16 protein-coding genes and 1 other RNA gene are annotated in these 16,785 nt (G+C 44.5%); 5 read left to right on the top strand and 12 right to left on the bottom strand.

The features are described from left to right. Positions 1-12: 12 nt before the first annotated feature. The 6 genes from BFI01S_RS17695 to BFI01S_RS17670 all read right to left on the bottom strand — a co-directional run bounded on the left by BFI01S_RS17695 (position 13) and on the right by BFI01S_RS17670 (position 5,712). Complete coding sequence (locus BFI01S_RS17695) at positions 13-414, bottom strand: acyl-CoA thioesterase (RefSeq protein WP_061793791.1); 402 nt, start codon at positions 412-414, stop codon at positions 13-15. An 11-nt stretch (positions 415-425) separates the two neighbouring features. Continuing rightward, positions 426-1,310: a 3-hydroxyacyl-CoA dehydrogenase family protein gene (locus tag BFI01S_RS17690; RefSeq protein WP_061793790.1), complete on the bottom strand. Its 885-nt coding sequence runs from the start codon at positions 1,308-1,310 to the stop codon at positions 426-428. 150 nt (positions 1,311-1,460) lie between these two features. Then, a complete protein-coding gene (locus tag BFI01S_RS17685) occupies positions 1,461-2,024 on the bottom strand; it encodes a TetR/AcrR family transcriptional regulator (RefSeq protein ID WP_061793789.1) in 564 nt (187 codons plus the stop codon). Between the two features lie 50 nt (positions 2,025-2,074). Beyond that, positions 2,075-3,688 (bottom strand): long-chain-fatty-acid--CoA ligase, encoded by a 1,614-nt coding sequence (locus tag BFI01S_RS17680; RefSeq protein ID WP_061793788.1) that lies wholly within the window; start codon positions 3,686-3,688, stop codon positions 2,075-2,077. 27 nt (positions 3,689-3,715) lie between these two features. Then, entirely contained in the window at positions 3,716-4,489 is a 774-nt protein-coding gene (locus tag BFI01S_RS17675) for an SDR family oxidoreductase (RefSeq protein WP_061793787.1), read from the bottom strand. Between the two features lie 14 nt (positions 4,490-4,503). Then, positions 4,504-5,712, bottom strand: coding sequence for an acyl-CoA dehydrogenase family protein (locus tag BFI01S_RS17670; RefSeq protein ID WP_061793786.1), 1,209 nt, complete (start codon positions 5,710-5,712; stop codon positions 4,504-4,506). A gap of 345 nt (positions 5,713-6,057) precedes the next feature. On the opposite strand from BFI01S_RS17670, the gene BFI01S_RS17665 reads away from it, so the two are divergent. Next, a complete protein-coding gene (locus BFI01S_RS17665; RefSeq protein WP_061793785.1) occupies positions 6,058-7,710 on the top strand; it encodes a M14 family metallopeptidase in 1,653 nt (550 codons plus the stop codon). 59 nt (positions 7,711-7,769) lie between these two features. On the opposite strand, the gene BFI01S_RS17660 is transcribed toward BFI01S_RS17665, so the two are convergent. The 4 genes from BFI01S_RS17660 to ssrS all read right to left on the bottom strand — a co-directional run bounded on the left by BFI01S_RS17660 (position 7,770) and on the right by ssrS (position 10,642). Further along, on the bottom strand, positions 7,770-9,008 hold the full coding sequence (locus BFI01S_RS17660) for an MFS transporter (protein WP_061793784.1): 1,239 nt from the start codon (positions 9,006-9,008) through the stop codon (positions 7,770-7,772). A gap of 108 nt (positions 9,009-9,116) precedes the next feature. Continuing rightward, positions 9,117-10,094, bottom strand: coding sequence for a ring-cleaving dioxygenase (locus BFI01S_RS17655; protein ID WP_061793783.1), 978 nt, complete (start codon positions 10,092-10,094; stop codon positions 9,117-9,119). Between the two features lie 104 nt (positions 10,095-10,198). Next, positions 10,199-10,339, bottom strand: a complete 141-nt coding sequence (locus BFI01S_RS23530) for a hypothetical protein (RefSeq protein WP_169799785.1) — start codon at positions 10,337-10,339, stop codon at positions 10,199-10,201. A gap of 106 nt (positions 10,340-10,445) precedes the next feature. Then, positions 10,446-10,642, bottom strand: a non-coding RNA gene (ssrS, locus tag BFI01S_RS17650) — 6S RNA. Positions 10,643-10,877: 235 nt separating this feature from the next. Here ssrS and fdhF point away from each other — a divergent pair. Genes fdhF through BFI01S_RS24425 form a run of 4 tightly spaced genes read left to right on the top strand, consistent with a single transcriptional unit; the run spans position 10,878 to position 14,711 of the window. Continuing rightward, a complete protein-coding gene (fdhF, locus tag BFI01S_RS17645; RefSeq protein ID WP_061793782.1) occupies positions 10,878-13,868 on the top strand; it encodes a formate dehydrogenase subunit alpha in 2,991 nt (996 codons plus the stop codon). Further along, positions 13,843-14,349 carry a helical membrane plugin domain-containing protein gene (locus BFI01S_RS17640; protein ID WP_061793781.1) on the top strand — a complete coding sequence of 169 codons (507 nt, stop codon included), beginning with the start codon at positions 13,843-13,845 and terminating at the stop codon, positions 14,347-14,349. Before fdhF ends, BFI01S_RS17640 begins: the two co-directional genes overlap by 26 nt. Positions 14,350-14,354: 5 nt before the next feature. Continuing rightward, positions 14,355-14,570: a heavy-metal-associated domain-containing protein gene (locus tag BFI01S_RS17635; protein WP_061793780.1), complete on the top strand. Its 216-nt coding sequence runs from the start codon at positions 14,355-14,357 to the stop codon at positions 14,568-14,570. Between the two features lie 12 nt (positions 14,571-14,582). Next, positions 14,583-14,711, top strand: coding sequence for a zinc ribbon-containing protein (locus BFI01S_RS24425; RefSeq protein ID WP_268875344.1), 129 nt, complete (start codon positions 14,583-14,585; stop codon positions 14,709-14,711). A 41-nt stretch (positions 14,712-14,752) separates the two neighbouring features. Here the strand turns inward: BFI01S_RS24425 and BFI01S_RS17630 are convergent, their stop codons facing one another. Further along, positions 14,753-16,018, bottom strand: coding sequence for an L-lactate MFS transporter (locus BFI01S_RS17630; protein WP_061793779.1), 1,266 nt, complete (start codon positions 16,016-16,018; stop codon positions 14,753-14,755). 122 nt (positions 16,019-16,140) lie between these two features. Further along, a complete protein-coding gene (locus BFI01S_RS17625) occupies positions 16,141-16,749 on the bottom strand; it encodes a TetR/AcrR family transcriptional regulator (RefSeq protein WP_061793792.1) in 609 nt (202 codons plus the stop codon). Positions 16,750-16,785: the final 36 nt, after the last annotated feature.

The following is a 16,785-nucleotide window of genomic DNA, read 5'->3' as shown; positions in this document are numbered from 1 at the left end:
AGGAAAATTAATTTATGTTTCTCTTACATTTTGGTTTAGACCTTCCCTAAGAAGATCAGGTATAACAGCACTTTCCTGTTTGGCGAAATCAAAATAGACGATTACGGCGCTCCCTCTGGCAATAAGGTTGCCTGTCTGGGTGCAGACAATTTCATGATCCAGCTGAAAGCTTTTGCTGCCAATCCTTGATACCCAGGTTTTCACCGTAAGGATTTGGTTGAAATATCCCTGGCTTAGAAAGTCGCATTTAGTGGAGGCCAGGATAAAACTCCATTTTTTCACATCCATGGTGTAGCCAAGTGTCTCGAAATATTTCACCCGTGCTTCTTCAAGGTAAATAAAATAACTTGTATTGTTGATATGGCCAAGTGCATCAGTCTCGCAAAACCTTACTGTTACCTGAATTTCATGCATGATGACACCCCTTAACTCTTCACCTTATGGGAAGAATATTCATACCATCCCTTACCTGTTTTTCTGCCCAATTCTCCCTTTGCCACTTTTTCTGCAACACAGTCAAATGGCTTATCTGCAGGCTCTCCTGTCTCGCGATAACGCTGATCCATTACATAATAGGCGACATCCAGTCCGGATAAATCCATGAGCTCAAAGGGGCCGATTGGGTGGTTCAAGGCTTTCCGGCAGATGATATCAATATCTTTATAGTCTGCAATCCCCTGTTCATACAAAGCCACTGCCTCTTTTTGGAGTGCACCGAGAATGCGGTTTGCGACGAAGCCGGAAATTTCTTTTTTCAGCAGGACGGCAGTTCTATTAATCTTTTTACAGACATCCATCGCTATTTGTGCCGTTTCTTCAGATGTCTGTTCGCTAATAACTACTTCCACACAGTCCATCACGAGAGGAGGGAAAAAGAAATGCATATTGACGACTTTTTCAGGTCTTCTTGTTTCACCGGCTATTAAACTATTAACGATCGTAGAGCTATTGGTTGCAAAAATGGCATGTGGAGAAGCATATTGTTCCAGTTTGCTGAAGACTTCTTTTTTTACATCAAGCTTTTCGGTTACGGCTTCAATGATTAAGTCGGAGTTACTTACACTTTCTTCAAAGCTGGTGGAAAAACGCATCCTATTGAATGCAGAAGCTTTAGCATCTTCGGCAAGTTTCCCTTTGGAGACCCATTTAGACATAATTGCCTGCAGCTTAGCCTCTGCGTCCTGCAATGCGGTTTCGCTCAGATCCTGGATAATGGTCTCATAGCCTCCCGGTGCACAGAGCATCCCTATCTGGTGGCCAATCTGTCCTGCACCTATAACGGTAATTTGCTTTATTTCATTTGCATTCATCATTTCTCCTCCTCATACTGACCAGTAGGAATGTTTCGCGGATAAAATATTAATTTCGCGGTTAATTTGAAAAATTCGCTGATAAATAATAAAATTCGCCGATATATTGAAAAATTCGCTGATAAATATTAAATTTTCACCGATATCTATCTACAACTCGATCCCCTTTAATATCATTTCCGTAAAGATCTCTGCCACTTCCCGGTCGGATATGCTCCCCTCCGGATTGAACCACTGGTAGCTCCAGTTGGTGACCCCTAAGATGCCAAAGGTGATAATCGGAGAGTTTAGGTTAGCACGGAACTCGCCGTTCTGCTTTCCTTCTTCTATTAATTTTTCGATATTCAGTCTGAACTGATCCCTTTTTGGAATGATTTCCGATAAGCTTTCCTCACTGAGGTTTCGCATTTCCCTAAAAAAGACTTTCGCGCTGGCTCCCTGGGTTTTAATATTGCCCAGCAGCATTTGAACAATCGCCAGGAGTTTGTCTTTGCTGGATTTTGACTCATCCCCTAGGATTTCATGCTGATTGGACAGCATGTCATCTATATAGCGAAGATGGATATCCATCAGAAGTTGTTCTTTGCTTGAGAAATAGTAATAAAATGTGCCTTTCGTGACACCAAGGCTGTCGACAATATCCTGAATCGATGTCTCGCTGAATCCTTTCTGATCAAATAGCCGGATGCTCTTTTCAGTAATTTTTTCTTTCATTGTCAGTCCCCGCTTCTGTTAGAAAATATCGACAGCATTATATCATAAAACTATTGATTCCAGACTTCATCCCGTAATGCTCTTCGAAGGATTTTTCCGACATTGGTCTTTGGCAGTTCTAGGCGAAATTCCACTGCGGATGGGATTTTATAGGCAGCCAGGTTCTGCCTGCAATATGAAATGATTTCTTCTGCGGAAGATGTTTGGCCGGCTTTCAGCACAACGAAAGCTTTTACCGTTTCACCCCGGTAGGCATCCGGGACGCCAATGACTACGGCCTCCTGGACAGCCGGATGCTCATAAAGCACTTCCTCAATATCACGCGGATAAATATTATACCCTCCTGCAATGATCAAATCTTTCTTGCGGTCGACAATGTATAAAAAACCATCATCATCCATCTTTGCAATATCACCGGTGTAGAGCCAGCCATCCCGTAATGTAACTTCTGTCTCCTCAGGCATATTCCAATAGCCTTTCATAATTTGCGGGCCCTTGATAATAACCTCACCCAGTTCTCCATTCGGGACCTCTTCAGTACCTGTGGCCAGATCGACTATTTTATAATCAGTTGAAGGAAAACCGATTCCGACGCTTCCAGGCTTTCGTTCTGAAAAAGGCGGATTGCAGTGAGTTACTGGGGAAGCTTCGGATAAGCCATAGCCTTCGAGTATTTTTGCCCCTGTCTTTCTTTCAAAATCTCGCAGCAGTTCGACAGGCATTGGCGCGCTTCCGCTATTGCAGGTTTCTATGCTGTCAATGCCAAATTCCTCAGCACGCGGATGATTGGTAATGGCCACATACATGGTCGGGACACCCGGAAAAACAGAAGGCTGTTCATTTTTGATCGTATTCAGCACTTCCTCCAAATCAAAGCGTGGCAAAAGAATCGATTCATTAGCTGTATAAATCGCAAAGTTCATGCATGCTGTCATGCCGAATACATGGAAAAGAGGTATGACGGTTAAAAATTTCTCACCGCCTATTTCCGTTCTTTCCTTAAAGAATTCATAAGATTGGACTACATTTGCAAGAACATTGGAATGTGTCAGCATGGCTCCTTTAGACCGGCCGGTTGTACAGCCTGTATATTGAAGGACAGCAATATCCTGCTGTGGCTCAATGTTGACCGGGGTGTATTGTCCATTGCCTTCCTGTAAAAAACCTTCGAATGGTTTGTCAGGTGAAAAATCTGCTTCTGTTGGCTGCAGACTGACAATGACTATATTTCTAACCTTCGTTCTGCCTTGAACAACCTTAACACGAGGATACAAGGCATCAAACACGACAAGGGTTTCAGCACCTGAGTCATTCATGATATGCTCTATCTCGCGTTCAACCAGCATCGGGTTTACTTGAGTAACAATCGCTCCTGCTGCAAGTATTCCATAATAAGCAATCACATAGTGAGGACAATTGGGCAGCATAATGGCAACACGGTCGCCTCTTTGAACACCATTTTTCTGCAGGGATGCAGCAAATCCATAGACGGCTTTTTGAAGTTCCGCGTAATTCATCTTTTGGCCATAAAAAGATAGTGCAATATTTTGCGGATACATCGCTGTCACTTCCTGAAGCATCTCAGGCATCGATTTAACCGGAATGGTTATCTCGGCTGCAATTGATTCAGGATATCGGACATGCCAGGTTTTCTTCTCGCTCATCATAATCCCCTCCAAAATTTGCTCTTTTTACATGGCATGTGTTCCGCCATCAACAATTAATACGTCTCCCGTTACATAATTTGAAGCATTGGAAGCCAGAAACAAAGCCGCCCCTTTCAGATCATCCTCAGAACCGAAGCGTCTGAGAGGTGTTGCCTCCAGAATGGGGTTTCTTCCCTGCTCCATAATCGCCGATGACATTTTAGTAGGAAAAAAGCCTGGCGCTATGGCATTCACATTAATATTGTATCTGCCCCATTTTACTGCCAGGTCCTTTGTCATCGTGATGACTGCCCCTTTGCTGGTGTTATAGCCGATTGTATCCATCACCCGCGGGTCAGTGCCCCCAAGTCCGGCAACAGAGGCAATATTAATGATTTTTCCTGCCCCTTGCCCGATCATGACCTTGCCTGCAGCCTGGCTCATTAGAAATGTCCCTGTCACATTTACATTGATGACTTTTTGCCAGGCTTCAAGCGGCATCTCCTCGGCGGGGGCTCCCCAGGTGGCCCCGCTGTTGTTGACAAGAATATCGATAGCTCCAAATTCCTTAACCGTTTCTTCAACCACTTTTCGGACATCTTCCTGTTTGCTGATGTCACAGGGAAGCGCTAATGTTTTCACACCAAGTGCTGCAAGGCGGTCAGCGGTTTCCTGACATGCCTCCACCTTTCTTGAACAAAGCACGACATTTGCCCCTCCCTCGGCTAAGCCTTCCGCAATCTGGGCACCCAGCCCACGCCCGCCTCCGGTAATCAGTGCAGTCTTCCCGGTTAGGTCAAATAGTTCCTTAACGTTCATGAATTTTTCAGCTCCTATTGGTATTTTTTCAATTCAAGCTTAGCAACCTGTGCCCGGTGGACTTCATCAGGCCCGTCTGCCAATCTCAGCGTTCTGGCATTTGCCCACAATGCGGCAAGCGGGACATCCTCACTCACTCCTGCTGCTCCGAACGCCTGGATTGCCCGGTCAATCACCTTAAGGGCCATGGATGGCGCCACAACCTTGATCATAGCAATCTCGGTTTTTGCCACTTTGTTGCCGGCTGTATCCATCATATGAGCCGCTTTAAGTGTTAATAGTCTTGCCTGTTCAATTTCAATCCGGGAATCGGCTATCCATTCGCGGATGACTCCCTGGCTTGCGAGCGGTTTGCCAAAAGCAATGCGATTTTGTACACGCTTACATAATTCTTCAAGAGCTCGCTCTGCAGCCCCGATCAGCCTCATACAATGATGGATGCGCCCCGGACCAAGCCTGCCCTGTGCAATGGCAAACCCTTTCCCTTCAGCCCAAATGATATTTTCAGCCGGAACTCTGACATTCTCGTATGTAATTTCAGCATGACCATGGGGAGCGTGATCATAGCCAAACACCGGAAGCATCCTCTCTATTTTTACTCCAGGGGTATCCATAGGAATGAGAATCATCGATTGCTGTTCATGACGGCTGGCGTCCGTATCGGTTTTTCCCATAACGATCGCTATCCGGCACCTCGGATCTCCCGCACCGGAAGACCACCACTTCCGTCCATTGATGACATACTCCGCACCTTGTTTTTCAATTCGCGCTTCAATATTTGCAGCATCAGAGGAAGCCACATCCGGCTCTGTCATCGAAAAGCAGGATCGGATTTCCCCTTCTAAAAGCGGCTTTAGCCACTCATTCTTCTGCTGATCGGAGCCGTATCTTGCGAGCACTTCCATGTTTCCGGTATCAGGTGCATTGCAATTAAAGATTTCCGGTGCGATCATTGAACGCCCCATTATTTCGCAAAGCGGCGCATACTCAACGTTTGTAAGGCCTGCACCATAGTCGCTATCCGGTAAAAATAGATTCCATAATCCAGCTTCTTTTGCTTTGTTTTTCAGCTCTTCCATAATCGGCGGAATAGCACTCCATCGGTTTTCCTGTTCATCCAATTGCTGTTCATATAAAGCTTCGTTCGGATAAACGATTTCTTCCATAAACAATTTTAATTTCCCTATGAGCTCCTGCACTTTTGTTGTGTATGAGAAATCCAAATTTCTGTCCCTCCTCCACTAACTGACCGGTTGGTATGTTACAAGTTTAGTATAAACAATCTCAGAAATTAATCAACTTATTTTCAGAAAATTTCTAAATTTAATCTCTTACTCTCCCCATCCCAAAGCACTGTTTTTTTGGAGAAAGCAGGTAGGGAATTTTTACTAGTTACCCTTTACTCTATTTCGCCACCCGAATTATTATAGAACTAATCACCTACAATTACTTTTTTTTTAACAAATACAATTTTAAACTCCTCATTTTATACTATTCTAAATTTTTTGACACCTTAATCTCTCTTACTCTATTATTGATTTGAAATTAGAAGAGGAGGAAATTAGCCGATGAAAAAACTAGTAAAGAAACGTACTATACCGGTAATTCTGTCTGTTGCCTTACTGGCTGCACCCGCCGTACATGCTGAAACTCCCTACTACGGCAAATCATACAGCCAGCCTGAACAAGTCAGACACCTTTTTCCTGCAATTGAAGTGAAGGACGATACTCCTGCCTTTTCAAGGGAAGGTGAAGCATCATTTACTTCTCAAGAAGAAATGATGTCTTACATAAAACAGCTCGAAGCTAAAAGTCCTTACCTCACTGTTAAAACAATCGGAACATCTCAGGAAGGCCGCGAAATACCAGCCCTTTATTTCACAAAGGACAAGCAGATCAGATCGGGCTATTTATCAAAAAAACCGATTGTATGGGTTCAGAGCCAGATCCATGGCAACGAGCCTGCCAGCGGTGAATCTATCCTTGCTTTGGCTAATAGGCTTACAGGTGAATTAGGCAAAGAGATTCTGGATGATATCAATGTTATCGTCATTCCAAGAGTAAATCCTGATGGCTCCTTTGATTTTAAACGACAGCTTGCCAACGGCCTTGATGGTAACCGCGATCATATCAAACTTGAATCACCTGAGGTCCAGGCCATTCATAAGGAATTCAATAAGTATTCACCGGAAGTCGTGATTGATGCTCATGAATATTCCGTGTACAGCAGCGCTTTTAATCAAATTGGAGAACAGGGCGCATTGAAGTATCACGATATTCTGATCCAGTCTGGCCGAAACCTCAATATTCCGGAAAAAATCCGTCAGGCATCTGACAGTTTATTTGTAGAACCTGCCATGGAAGAGCTTGAGAATAATGGCATCTCCGCAGAAATTTACTATACAGCCGGGCTGGATGATCAAGGTGAATTAGAAATTATTGAGGGCTCCACTGAACCAAGGATTGGCCGGAATTCATTCGGACTTCAGCCAGCATTCTCCTTCCTTGTAGAAAGCAGGGGCATTGGCATTGGACGTGAGGATTTTGAGCGCAGAGTGAACGCCCAAATTGCCACTCATGAAAGCATTCTTAAACAAACGGCAAGTCATGCAAGACAAATTAAAAATCTGGTCGCATTTGAGAGACTTAATCTGATCAAAAAAGGCTTAATGCCAAATGACAGCGACCCAATCATCATTGATAGCGAAAACAAAGAACTGGAGAATGAAACACTTGAAATGGTAGACATCGCAACCGGCACAGTTCAGGATATTCCTGTGAAATACTTAAGTGCTACAGATGCTGAACCAACATTGGTAAGGGATAGACCTACTGCCTATTTAATAAAGCCAGGCTATGAGGAAATCGCTGAAAAGTTAAAGGCACAAGGTTTAAAGGGCTTTAAACTTCCGAAAAATGTCAGCCTTCCTGCTGAAGCATTTACAGTTACTTCCAAGGAAGGTGCAGGGAATTATGAAGGCAGGGAGCTTGCAGAAGTTGAAACTGAGCTGACGAAAAAGGACATCACCTTCCCGAAAGGCAGCTATGTATTTTTAACAGCACAGCCTCAAACCAATCTGCTTTCCCTTTCGCTCGAGCCTGAATCCGTAGACAGTTATACGACATTTGGCTATGTCCCTTCTGAAGTTGGACAGGAATTGCCGATATACCGTTTTACAATTGATCCTAAGAAATCAAAAATGAAACCGTTTTTGAAATAAAGAATTAGGAGGCTGACGGATTTGTCAGCCTCCTTTATTTTTTTCTGGAAGTGGTCCAGTTAATTTACAGCCCGTGCGCGTATTTTTTCCTTTATTAACCCTGCCCCCACCAGTCCCATCAGTGAGAAGATGACCGGTATAATAAATCCGTACCGGTAACCTGCTTCAAATGTATCCAAAACTTTTCCGAATATAAATGGCAGCAGAACTGCGCTCAGAAAGCCTCCGGTGTTGGCAAATCCTGAAACGACACCTACATCCCGAATGTCAAATGATTTTCTGACAATCGCGAACGTCAGCGTACTTGCCCCATTCCCATAACCCATGATCAGGAAAAGAACAATCAGGAGCGGATATGGAGGCTTACCCTGAAATAACAGAAAAGTTGCCCATCCAACGACGGCGATTGAGTGGGCAAAAAGATAAGGACGTTTGATGCTGCCCATCCGGCCAGATATAAAGCTCATTAAGGGAGCACCAATAATGGCACCAAACAATCCGATCATAACAAGCTGGCTGGAATCCGAACGGCTAAGGCCATACATGTCCATGCCATACGGAACAGCCCACGACCCGATGAAACCAACATAAGTGCCGACCAGGCCAAAATGACAGAAGAACGTGGCCCAAGCCTGGCGGGCAGAAAAAATTCTCTTTAATATGCTTGCTGTTTTTTCTTTTGGCTCTTTCTTATCTTTGGTTTTTTTAGGCTCCATACCCATTCGTGAAGGCTGCCAGATTAAAATGATATATAGCAATACGGCAAGGATGGTCAAAATAATGCCGATTGCCAAAAACGGAATGCGCCACCCCCATATGGAAATCCAAATGGAAAATGGCACAGTCGCTAGCAAAAATCCAAAGCTTCCGGACATGCCTGCAAAGCCAAGCAGCTTCACAAATTCATTTACCTTAAACCATCTGCCTAAAATGATGACAACATTAATCCAAATCGTCGCATCACCTATTCCGACCAGCATCCTTGCTGCGAAAAGGATGTATTCATTCGCGGCAAAACTGAATAATAAAGTGCCGATTCCGTTTAGAAGAGTCCCGGCAATTAAAAATACATTAGGGCCAAAACGGTCGGATAATATTCCAATGGGAACCTGCAGGCTGGCATAGGCAAAAAATTGGATGCTCGTCAGAAGCCCAATGGCCGCAGCTGTCACGCCGAATTCCTTCATTAATTGATCAGTAATTAACCCAGGGGCTGTCCTTTGGCTCACGATCAAAAAGTATGCAAATAAAACCGCGCCAAAGACGAGCCACCTGTATTTGCTGTTATGTTTCTCCACTGCCCTCTGCTCCTACTTTTTTAATGAATACCCTCCATTATACCCTAAAAAAAGGCAGCTGTCCTCCACTGCGTTAAAGCAGTGGACTGACAGGTGCCTTTGGAATGGTTATTCTTTTACAATATCCTTCGTGCTTCTTACTGTATCGATCGGACGGACATAGCTTTCGATTTGTTCCCTTTTCGGCTCAAGGAATGGCGGCAGTGACAGCTTTTCCCCAAGTGTTTCATAAGGCTCGTCACCCATGAACCCAGGTCCATCCGTTGCGAATTCAAATAATATCTGCGGAGCAACCCGGGAGTATAAAGAACCGAAGAAGAAGCGGTCGACAAACCCTGAAGTCTGGAAACCAAAGCCTCTCAAATGCTGATCCCATTCCTCGAGAACAGATTTATCTTCCACGCGGAATGCAGCGTGATGAACGGTTCCGTAACCCTGGCGCGCCTGAGGAAGCGACGGGTTATATTCCACTACCACCTGTGCCCCATTACCGCCTTCACCCACTTCGAATAAATGGAAATCTCCTTCTTGAGCTATTTCCTTAAAGTGCAGCACTTTTTCAATCATTTCCTTAAAGTAATCAAATTGAGCAACCCTTACAAATAGCGGCCCCAGACCGGTGATCGCAAATTCGAGCGGGATTGGCCCTTTCTGCCATGGTGTTCCTGATGGTACTCCTTTATTGGCTTCATCCGAGATCAATTGGTATTTTTGATCATCGAAATCTGTGAATGACAGAGTTTTCTTGCCAAACTGCTCCTGAATGCCTGAATGCGGAACCTCTAAGCGGTCAAACCGCTTTACCCAATATTCGAGCGCTTCATCTGTCGGAACCCGAAATGACGTTTTCGAAATTTCATCTGTTCCGTGCGAGCCCTTCGGAATACCGGGAAAATCAAAAAATGTCATATCCGTTCCCGGACTTCCTGTGTCATCCGCAAAAAATAAGTGATACGTTTGAATGTCATCCTGATTTACGGTCTTCTTTACTAAACGCATTCCTAATGTATATGTGAAAAACTCATAATTCTTTTCAGCACTGCTTGTGATGGCTGTAACATGGTGAATACCTTTTAATTGGTTCAAGTAGACTTCCTCCCCTTTGTTATCTATCTTAAAATAAAATATCTTTAATTCGAGATAATTTCACTTTATCACGGCTTACTGCTGGTGTCAATAAACCCGCGGCCCTAGAAAAAGGATTTAATAATGTCTTCTTCATGATTGCATTCCATGCAGATGTATTCAATTTCCAGTGCATCTTCCCTGGCGATGTGGACAGTTTCTTTTCCACAGACTTCGCAATATCTCTTTTCCGTAACTTCCTTCATTATTACATCTCCTGTTCATGTGTCGTTTATCTTGGTTTAACCAGAATATTAATTTCTAAACGCAAAAAAACCAGCTCCCATTGGGAACTGGTTTTTTTTTGCGGTATGTACAGCCGCCATTGCCGTAAATAATGATAAGAAAGTTTTAAACCACCACTCCTCAAAGTGGGTGTTCGCAGAAACATTCCTGCCTGTCCTCCTTGTCATATAGACGGAGGCCTGTCATTCCCGTTTCAATGTAAAACTCCCTATTACAGCTTAAAGGTTAAAACTTTATTATGATTACGAACAATGCAGCTTGTATTTATATATTAACGGATGTTGGCGGATTTTTCAATGGGCATGCTCAGTCTTAGAATATAATCATTCGATTATTTTTAAGTGCTCTTTTAAGTGTTCCATGGCGACCGTTTTCTCCTCACTCTTCAAAAGTGGGCCCATAAGTATATCCCCTGCCAATTCAGACCATTTTGTAATACATTTCCCACTTTTAACAAATACTTATTAAATAGAACGAATGAATAGGCGGTGGTGCAGTATGGACGGTGGAAAATTTACTTTTTACCTGGATGAAAAAGAGATCGAAGCAAAACCCGGCCAGTCAATTTTTGAGGCGGCGCGGGATCATAATCACTTTCTCCCGGGGATTTGTTCTTCCCAGCCGGATTTAGGGGTAGGCGTCATCCAGACTTGCGATACGTGTTATGTAGAAATTGATGGCGAACTGAAGAGATCCTGTGCAACTAAGGCAGAGCCAAATCTAAAAGTAAGCTCAGTGTCGGAGCTGGCAAAGGAAGCACAGCTTGAGGGAATGTCCCGCATCTTGAAAAATCATGAGCTATACTGCACGGTTTGCGATAACAATAATGGAAATTGTGTGGTGCATAATACAGCGGAGCATTTTAAGATTGAGCATCAGAAGTATGAATTTAAGCCAAAGCCCTACCCTCAGGACACATCAAATCCCTTTTACCGGTATGAACCTGATCAGTGCATTCTTTGCGGGCTGTGTGTGGAGGCATGCCAGGATCTGCAGGTTAGCGAGGTGCTGAGCATCGCCTGGGACCGGGAGCAGCCGCGCGTGATTTGGGATAATGATGTGCCGATTAATGAATCCTCCTGTGTATCCTGCGGGCATTGTGTGACGGTGTGCCCCTGCAATGCATTAATGGAGAAATCGATGCTCGGCAAAGCCGGCTATCTTACGAGTATTCCAAAGCCTCTGCTTGAGCCGATGATTGATTTAACAAAAGAAGTTGAGCCAGGCTATAAAGAGATATTTGCTATTTCTAATGTAGAGGCAGCGATGCGGGAAGCCCGTATTAAGCGGACCAAAACGGTCTGTACGTATTGCGGAGTCGGCTGCAGCTTTGAGGTTTGGACGAAAGACCGGGAAATTCTCAAAATACAGCCATCGCCGGAAGCTCCTGTTAATGGAATCTCGACTTGTGTGAAAGGAAAATTCGGCTGGAGCTTTGTGAACAGCAAAGAGCGCCTCACCAAGCCCCTCATCAGAAAAGGGGAAAAATTTTATGAAGCGACATGGGATGAGGCCCTCTCTTTAATTGCCGAGAAATTCACTGGCATAAAAGAAGAAAATGGGCCTGATGCCCTCGGCTTTATCGCATCTTCCAAGTGTTCCAATGAAGAAAACTATCTGTTCCAAAAGCTGGCCAGGGCCATTTTTAAAACGAACAACATTGATAATTGTTCAAGATACTGTCAGACACCTGCCTCAATGGGGCTCATCCGCACAGTTGGCATTGGCGGGGACTCCGGTACAATGAAGGATATTGCCAGCTCGGATTTAATCATTGTTGTCGGTGCGAACCCGGCAGAGTCACATCCTGTTCTGGCAACCCGAATCAAACGGGCTCATAAATTGGCAGACCAAAAGCTGATTGTAGCCGACCTTAGGAAAAATGATCTGGCGGACCGGGCTGATTTGCATATTCATCCAAAGCCGGGGACCGATCTTGTCTGGCTTTCTGCAGTCACTAAATACTTTATTGACCAGGGCTGGGAAGACCGTGAATTTCTTAATTCCCGAGTAAACCATCTGGATGAATATGCGCAGTCCCTTGAAAAATTCACGCTTAATTATGCGGAAGAAATAACCGGGATTGCAAAAGAAACACTGATCAACATTGCCGAAATGATTCATGATGCTAAAGGTACTTGCATTTTGTGGGCCATGGGTGTTACGCAGCACTTAGGCGGCACGGATACAAGCACAGCGATCAGCAACCTGCTTTTAGTTACAGGCAATTTTGGCAAGCCTGGTGCGGGAGCCTATCCGCTGCGCGGCCACAATAACGTCCAGGGTGCGAGTGATTTTGGCACAATGCCTACCTGGCTTCCAGGTTATCAGCCAATTGAAAATGATGAAATCCGCACCCGCTTTGAACAAGCCTGGGGCACCGAACTCCCTAAAAACCCTGGTCTCAACAACCATCAGATTGTTGAAGCCATCCAGGCTGGCAAAGTAAAGGCAATGTATCTTTTTGGCGAAGAGATGGGCCTTGTGGATTCGAATATCAATTATGTTCAAGAAGCCTTTGAGAAACTGGATTTCTTTGTCGTGCAGGATATTTTCTTTTCCAAGACGGCCCAATTTGCGGATGTGGTTTTGCCGGCAGCGCCAAGCCTGGAAAAAGATGGCACGTTCACGAATACAGAGCGGCGGATCCAGCGATTTAATAAAGTTTTCGAGCCGCTCGGCGACAGCAAACCGGATTGGCTCATTTTTCAGGAGCTAGCCAGCAAGCTTGGGGCAAACTGGCATTATAACGATCCAGGTGAAATTATGGATGAAGCTGCTAAGCTTTCGCCTGTTTTTGCCGGTGTCAGCTACAAACGCCTTGAAAACTGGGAAAGCCTTGTTTGGCCTGTTGCTCCGGATGGAACGGATACACCTTTACTCTACAAGGATCACTTTCATTTTCCGGATGGAAAAGCCCGCTTAATCACAGTGGATTGGACTCCTCCTTTTGAAGCCGGAGAGGAATACGACCTTCACTTGAATAATGGAAGAATTCTGGAGCATTTCCATGAAGGCAATATGACCTATCAATCCGAAGGCATTTCCTATAAGGTGCCGGAGCTATGGCTGGAGGTTTCTCCTGAACTGGCAGACGAGCGGAACATCAAAACCGGCAGTCTGGTGCGACTGACCTCCCCTTACGGCCATGTCAAAGTAAAAGTGTGGGTGACAGATCAGGTTAAGGGAAAAGAACTGTATTTGCCCATGCATACGACTGAAGGAGTGGGAGCAGTCAATAAGCTGACCAGCAGCTATCATGACAAAATTACACATACGCCCAACTACAAGGAAATGCAGGTGAAAATGGAGGTGCTGGAACGGGACGGCGATTCACCGCTTCCTCACCACAACTTCCGGTTTGGCAGCCCGCAGCCGCATATTGGCGTCGAAGCAGAGAAAAAATGGAGCCGCGACGACTTCATCTCCATTCCGGAAATGCTGAAAAAGGAGGGTATCTGCGATGGCGAAAGCGATCAAGCAAATTGAGCTGGTTCAGCCTTCAGCCCAGGAAGAGCAGGCACAGGATATAGCTGGTCTTTTAACGCAGCTTAGCCAGAACCGAGAGGCCATCTCAAGTGCCATCGAAATCATCGGACAGCTGCAAAAGTCTGGAATACTTGATATTATTCAAGGATTTCTGCATGCGAAAGAAAAAGTGGCTGCCATTGCGATTGACCAGGTTAACCAGCCGAACATGCACAATATCATACGCAACGGTTTTAATACCGTCGATTTTCTGGGCTCCCTCGATCCCCAGCAGATGAATATCATGATGAGTGCTGTCACGAAAGGCCTTGATGAGTCGGCAGAAGTGATGAAAAAGAATGAAAAGACCGGTGTGCTCGGGCTTATGAAAGCCTTGCGCGATCCTGATATAAATCTGGCCATCAATTCTATGCTCGGTTTTCTAAAAGGAATGGGCATGGAAATGGGCAAAGAACACAGTCATTATAAAACAGGAGAGTGATTTTTATGATTACTCGAATAGTATCTATCGAAAACATGGATCAATCTGATGAAGAAACATTAAGCAAAGCTCTGAATGATGTATGGGGTGTCCGGAAGATTAAGCTGAATTCCATGAGTGGTGAGGCAGTCATTTCATTTGATGAAGATGCTGCCTCCTTCATGGATTTTGAACAGGCTATTAAAGACTGCGGATATAACATCCTATCAAGTGATGAATAAGGGGGTGTTACTTTGGCAAAGGTCTGTGAAATCTGCGGGCATAGGGAGGAAACGGAAGAAGAGGTAAACAGTCTTGATATGCTGGTTATCTGCCCGGATTGCTCCAATGACCGCGTTCATCCATTTTCATTTGAAAAATAATAAAGAACTCCTGCCAGCAAACCCGGCAGGAGTTTTTCTCTTTATTCAGTCACAAGCTGACCGCTTGTTCTTTTTTGCTTCTTCTCCGTTCTGATTTTCTTAATGTCGCGCTTCATCAGCAATGAGACGATGAAGCCGATGGCAAGCATGGTGCCAAATACATAGAAGGTAATCGTATAGCTTTGCGTATTTTCATATATGCTGGAGACGAGCATCGGTCCGACCACTCCGGCGATGGACCACGAGGTAAGCAAATAACCATGAATCGCGCCAAGCTGTTTGGTTCCAAACAGGTCCCCGATAAAAGCCGGAAGCGATGCGAACCCGCCCCCATAGCATGAAACAATGATATAGAGGAAAACAGAAAAGATAAACGAGTTTGTGATGAATGGAAGAATGAAGAATGCAGCCACCTGGATCAGGAAGAAGGTCATATACGTATTACCTCTTCCAAGATAATCGGATGCAGACGCCCAGCCAATTCTTCCGCCTCCATTAAAGAGGCCCATTATGCCGACTATGCTTGCGGCGGTGATGGCGCTTGCCCCAGTGATTTCCTGGGCCATTGGTGCGGCAACGGAGAGAATCATGATGCCTGCAGAAATATTGATGAACATCATAATCCAAAGAAGCCAGAAACGCTTGGTCTTAATCGCTTCATTGGCAGTCATTTGTGCCAGGTCTGTCTTTGCCGGCCGCTCTTCCCTGCTCTCTTCCATTCCTTCAGGTGCCCATCCTTCAGGCGGCTTAGCGATGTAAAGCGCTCCCAAAATCATCAGTACAAAATAACTGATTCCAAGGATGTAGAAGGTTGTCGGAATTGATGTTGCGATCATTAACCTGCTTGCAATAGGGCTTGTGATCAGGGCACCTGCACCGAAGCCCATAACCGCCATTCCGGTGGCAAGTCCCCTTCTGTCAGGAAACCACTTAACCAATGTGGAGACTGGTGCAATATAGCCGAATCCGAGACCAAGTCCTCCAATGACACCGAAGAAAATCAGGAATAGGATATAATTCTCCAATTGAATGGCGAAGCCGGATCCAATTATACCTATTCCAAAGAAAACTGCGGCAATCATGGCTGAAACCCTCGGTCCCCGCTTTTCCACAAACCGTCCAAAAAAAGCTGCCGCAATCCCAAGAATAAAAATGGCAATGGTAAAAGCAAGTGAAACATCTGTTTTTTCCCAGCCGAGGGCTTCTTTCAAGGGATTTTGATAAACACTGTACGCATATACTGAACCGATTGATAAATGAATGGCGACTGCTGAAAGGGCAATCAGCCATCTATTTTTGTTCGCCATAAAGAACCCCTTTCCTGATGATTGTTTTATTTATTCCCCTAATGGGAAATAAGCTCCATGCTATTTTTTACCTTCCCCAGAAAGCCTGTCTCTAATCCTATTAGAGACAGGCTTTCTGAAAATCATTTTGATGCGAACCCTTTTTTCAGTAAATAGATTTCTGTTTTGTAATTATGGACAGCTTCGTCGAATGGCAGCTCCCCCGCAAATTTTTTAACGATATTATGAAACGTGACAGAAGAAATAATCTGCATCATATGAAAAAGCTCCTGCTCGTCCTGAATATTCAGCCGATCCTTATTAATCAGATTGCTGATTTTCTTAAAATTTTCATTCAGGTCATTTTCTCCGAAGCTTCTTGCCATAACATTTTCGATCCGGTGCGTCATATTAAGAAACAAATTCCTCAAAAACTGCAGATTTTCTTTTTCTTCTGTAATAATGGCGGTATAAAAATCAATCATCGCATCAAAAATATCACCATTATTTTTTTGGAGCGTTTCAAGAAAGTACATCTTATAAGCGGACACATGGCTATTTAATAAGTAGAAAAACGCATCTTCTTTGTCATCAAAATACTGGTAAAAGCTGCCGCGCGGGATTTTGGCATCTTTTATGATATTGGATATGGATGCCTGATAAAGCGGGACGCGGGCAAATTCCTTTTTGGCCGCATGGACTAAGTTTTCCCGTTTGTCTTTAGGCAAATTGAAAAAAGTAATTTTCGGCAAATTTTGTTCCTCCTTATTGCCAGTCTCTTTTTTTCC

Origin of the sequence: Cytobacillus firmus NBRC 15306, assembly GCF_001591465.1 — a bacterium.
GTDB classification, from domain to species: Bacteria; Bacillota; Bacilli; order Bacillales; family Cytobacillaceae; genus Cytobacillus; species Cytobacillus firmus.
The sequence above is the reverse complement of the archived record's forward strand: the minus strand, read 5'-3'. Positions and strand labels throughout refer to the sequence as shown.

Coding starts and splice junctions, on each gene's coding strand:
- BFI01S_RS17695 (WP_061793791.1), bottom strand. CDS start 414: ATGCATGAAATTCAGGTAACAGTAAGGTTTTGCGAGACTGATGCACTT.
- BFI01S_RS17690 (WP_061793790.1), bottom strand. CDS start 1,310: ATGAATGCAAATGAAATAAAGCAAATTACCGTTATAGGTGCAGGACAG.
- BFI01S_RS17685 (WP_061793789.1), bottom strand. CDS start 2,024: ATGAAAGAAAAAATTACTGAAAAGAGCATCCGGCTATTTGATCAGAAA.
- BFI01S_RS17680 (WP_061793788.1), bottom strand. CDS start 3,688: ATGAGCGAGAAGAAAACCTGGCATGTCCGATATCCTGAATCAATTGCA.
- BFI01S_RS17675 (WP_061793787.1), bottom strand. CDS start 4,489: ATGAACGTTAAGGAACTATTTGACCTAACCGGGAAGACTGCACTGATT.
- BFI01S_RS17665 (WP_061793785.1), top strand. CDS start 6,058: ATGAAAAAACTAGTAAAGAAACGTACTATACCGGTAATTCTGTCTGTT.
- BFI01S_RS23530 (WP_169799785.1), bottom strand. CDS start 10,339: ATGAAGGAAGTTACGGAAAAGAGATATTGCGAAGTCTGTGGAAAAGAA.
- fdhF (WP_061793782.1), top strand. CDS start 10,878: ATGGACGGTGGAAAATTTACTTTTTACCTGGATGAAAAAGAGATCGAA.
- BFI01S_RS17640 (WP_061793781.1), top strand. CDS start 13,843: ATGGCGAAAGCGATCAAGCAAATTGAGCTGGTTCAGCCTTCAGCCCAG.
- BFI01S_RS17635 (WP_061793780.1), top strand. CDS start 14,355: ATGATTACTCGAATAGTATCTATCGAAAACATGGATCAATCTGATGAA.
- BFI01S_RS17630 (WP_061793779.1), bottom strand. CDS start 16,018: ATGGCGAACAAAAATAGATGGCTGATTGCCCTTTCAGCAGTCGCCATT.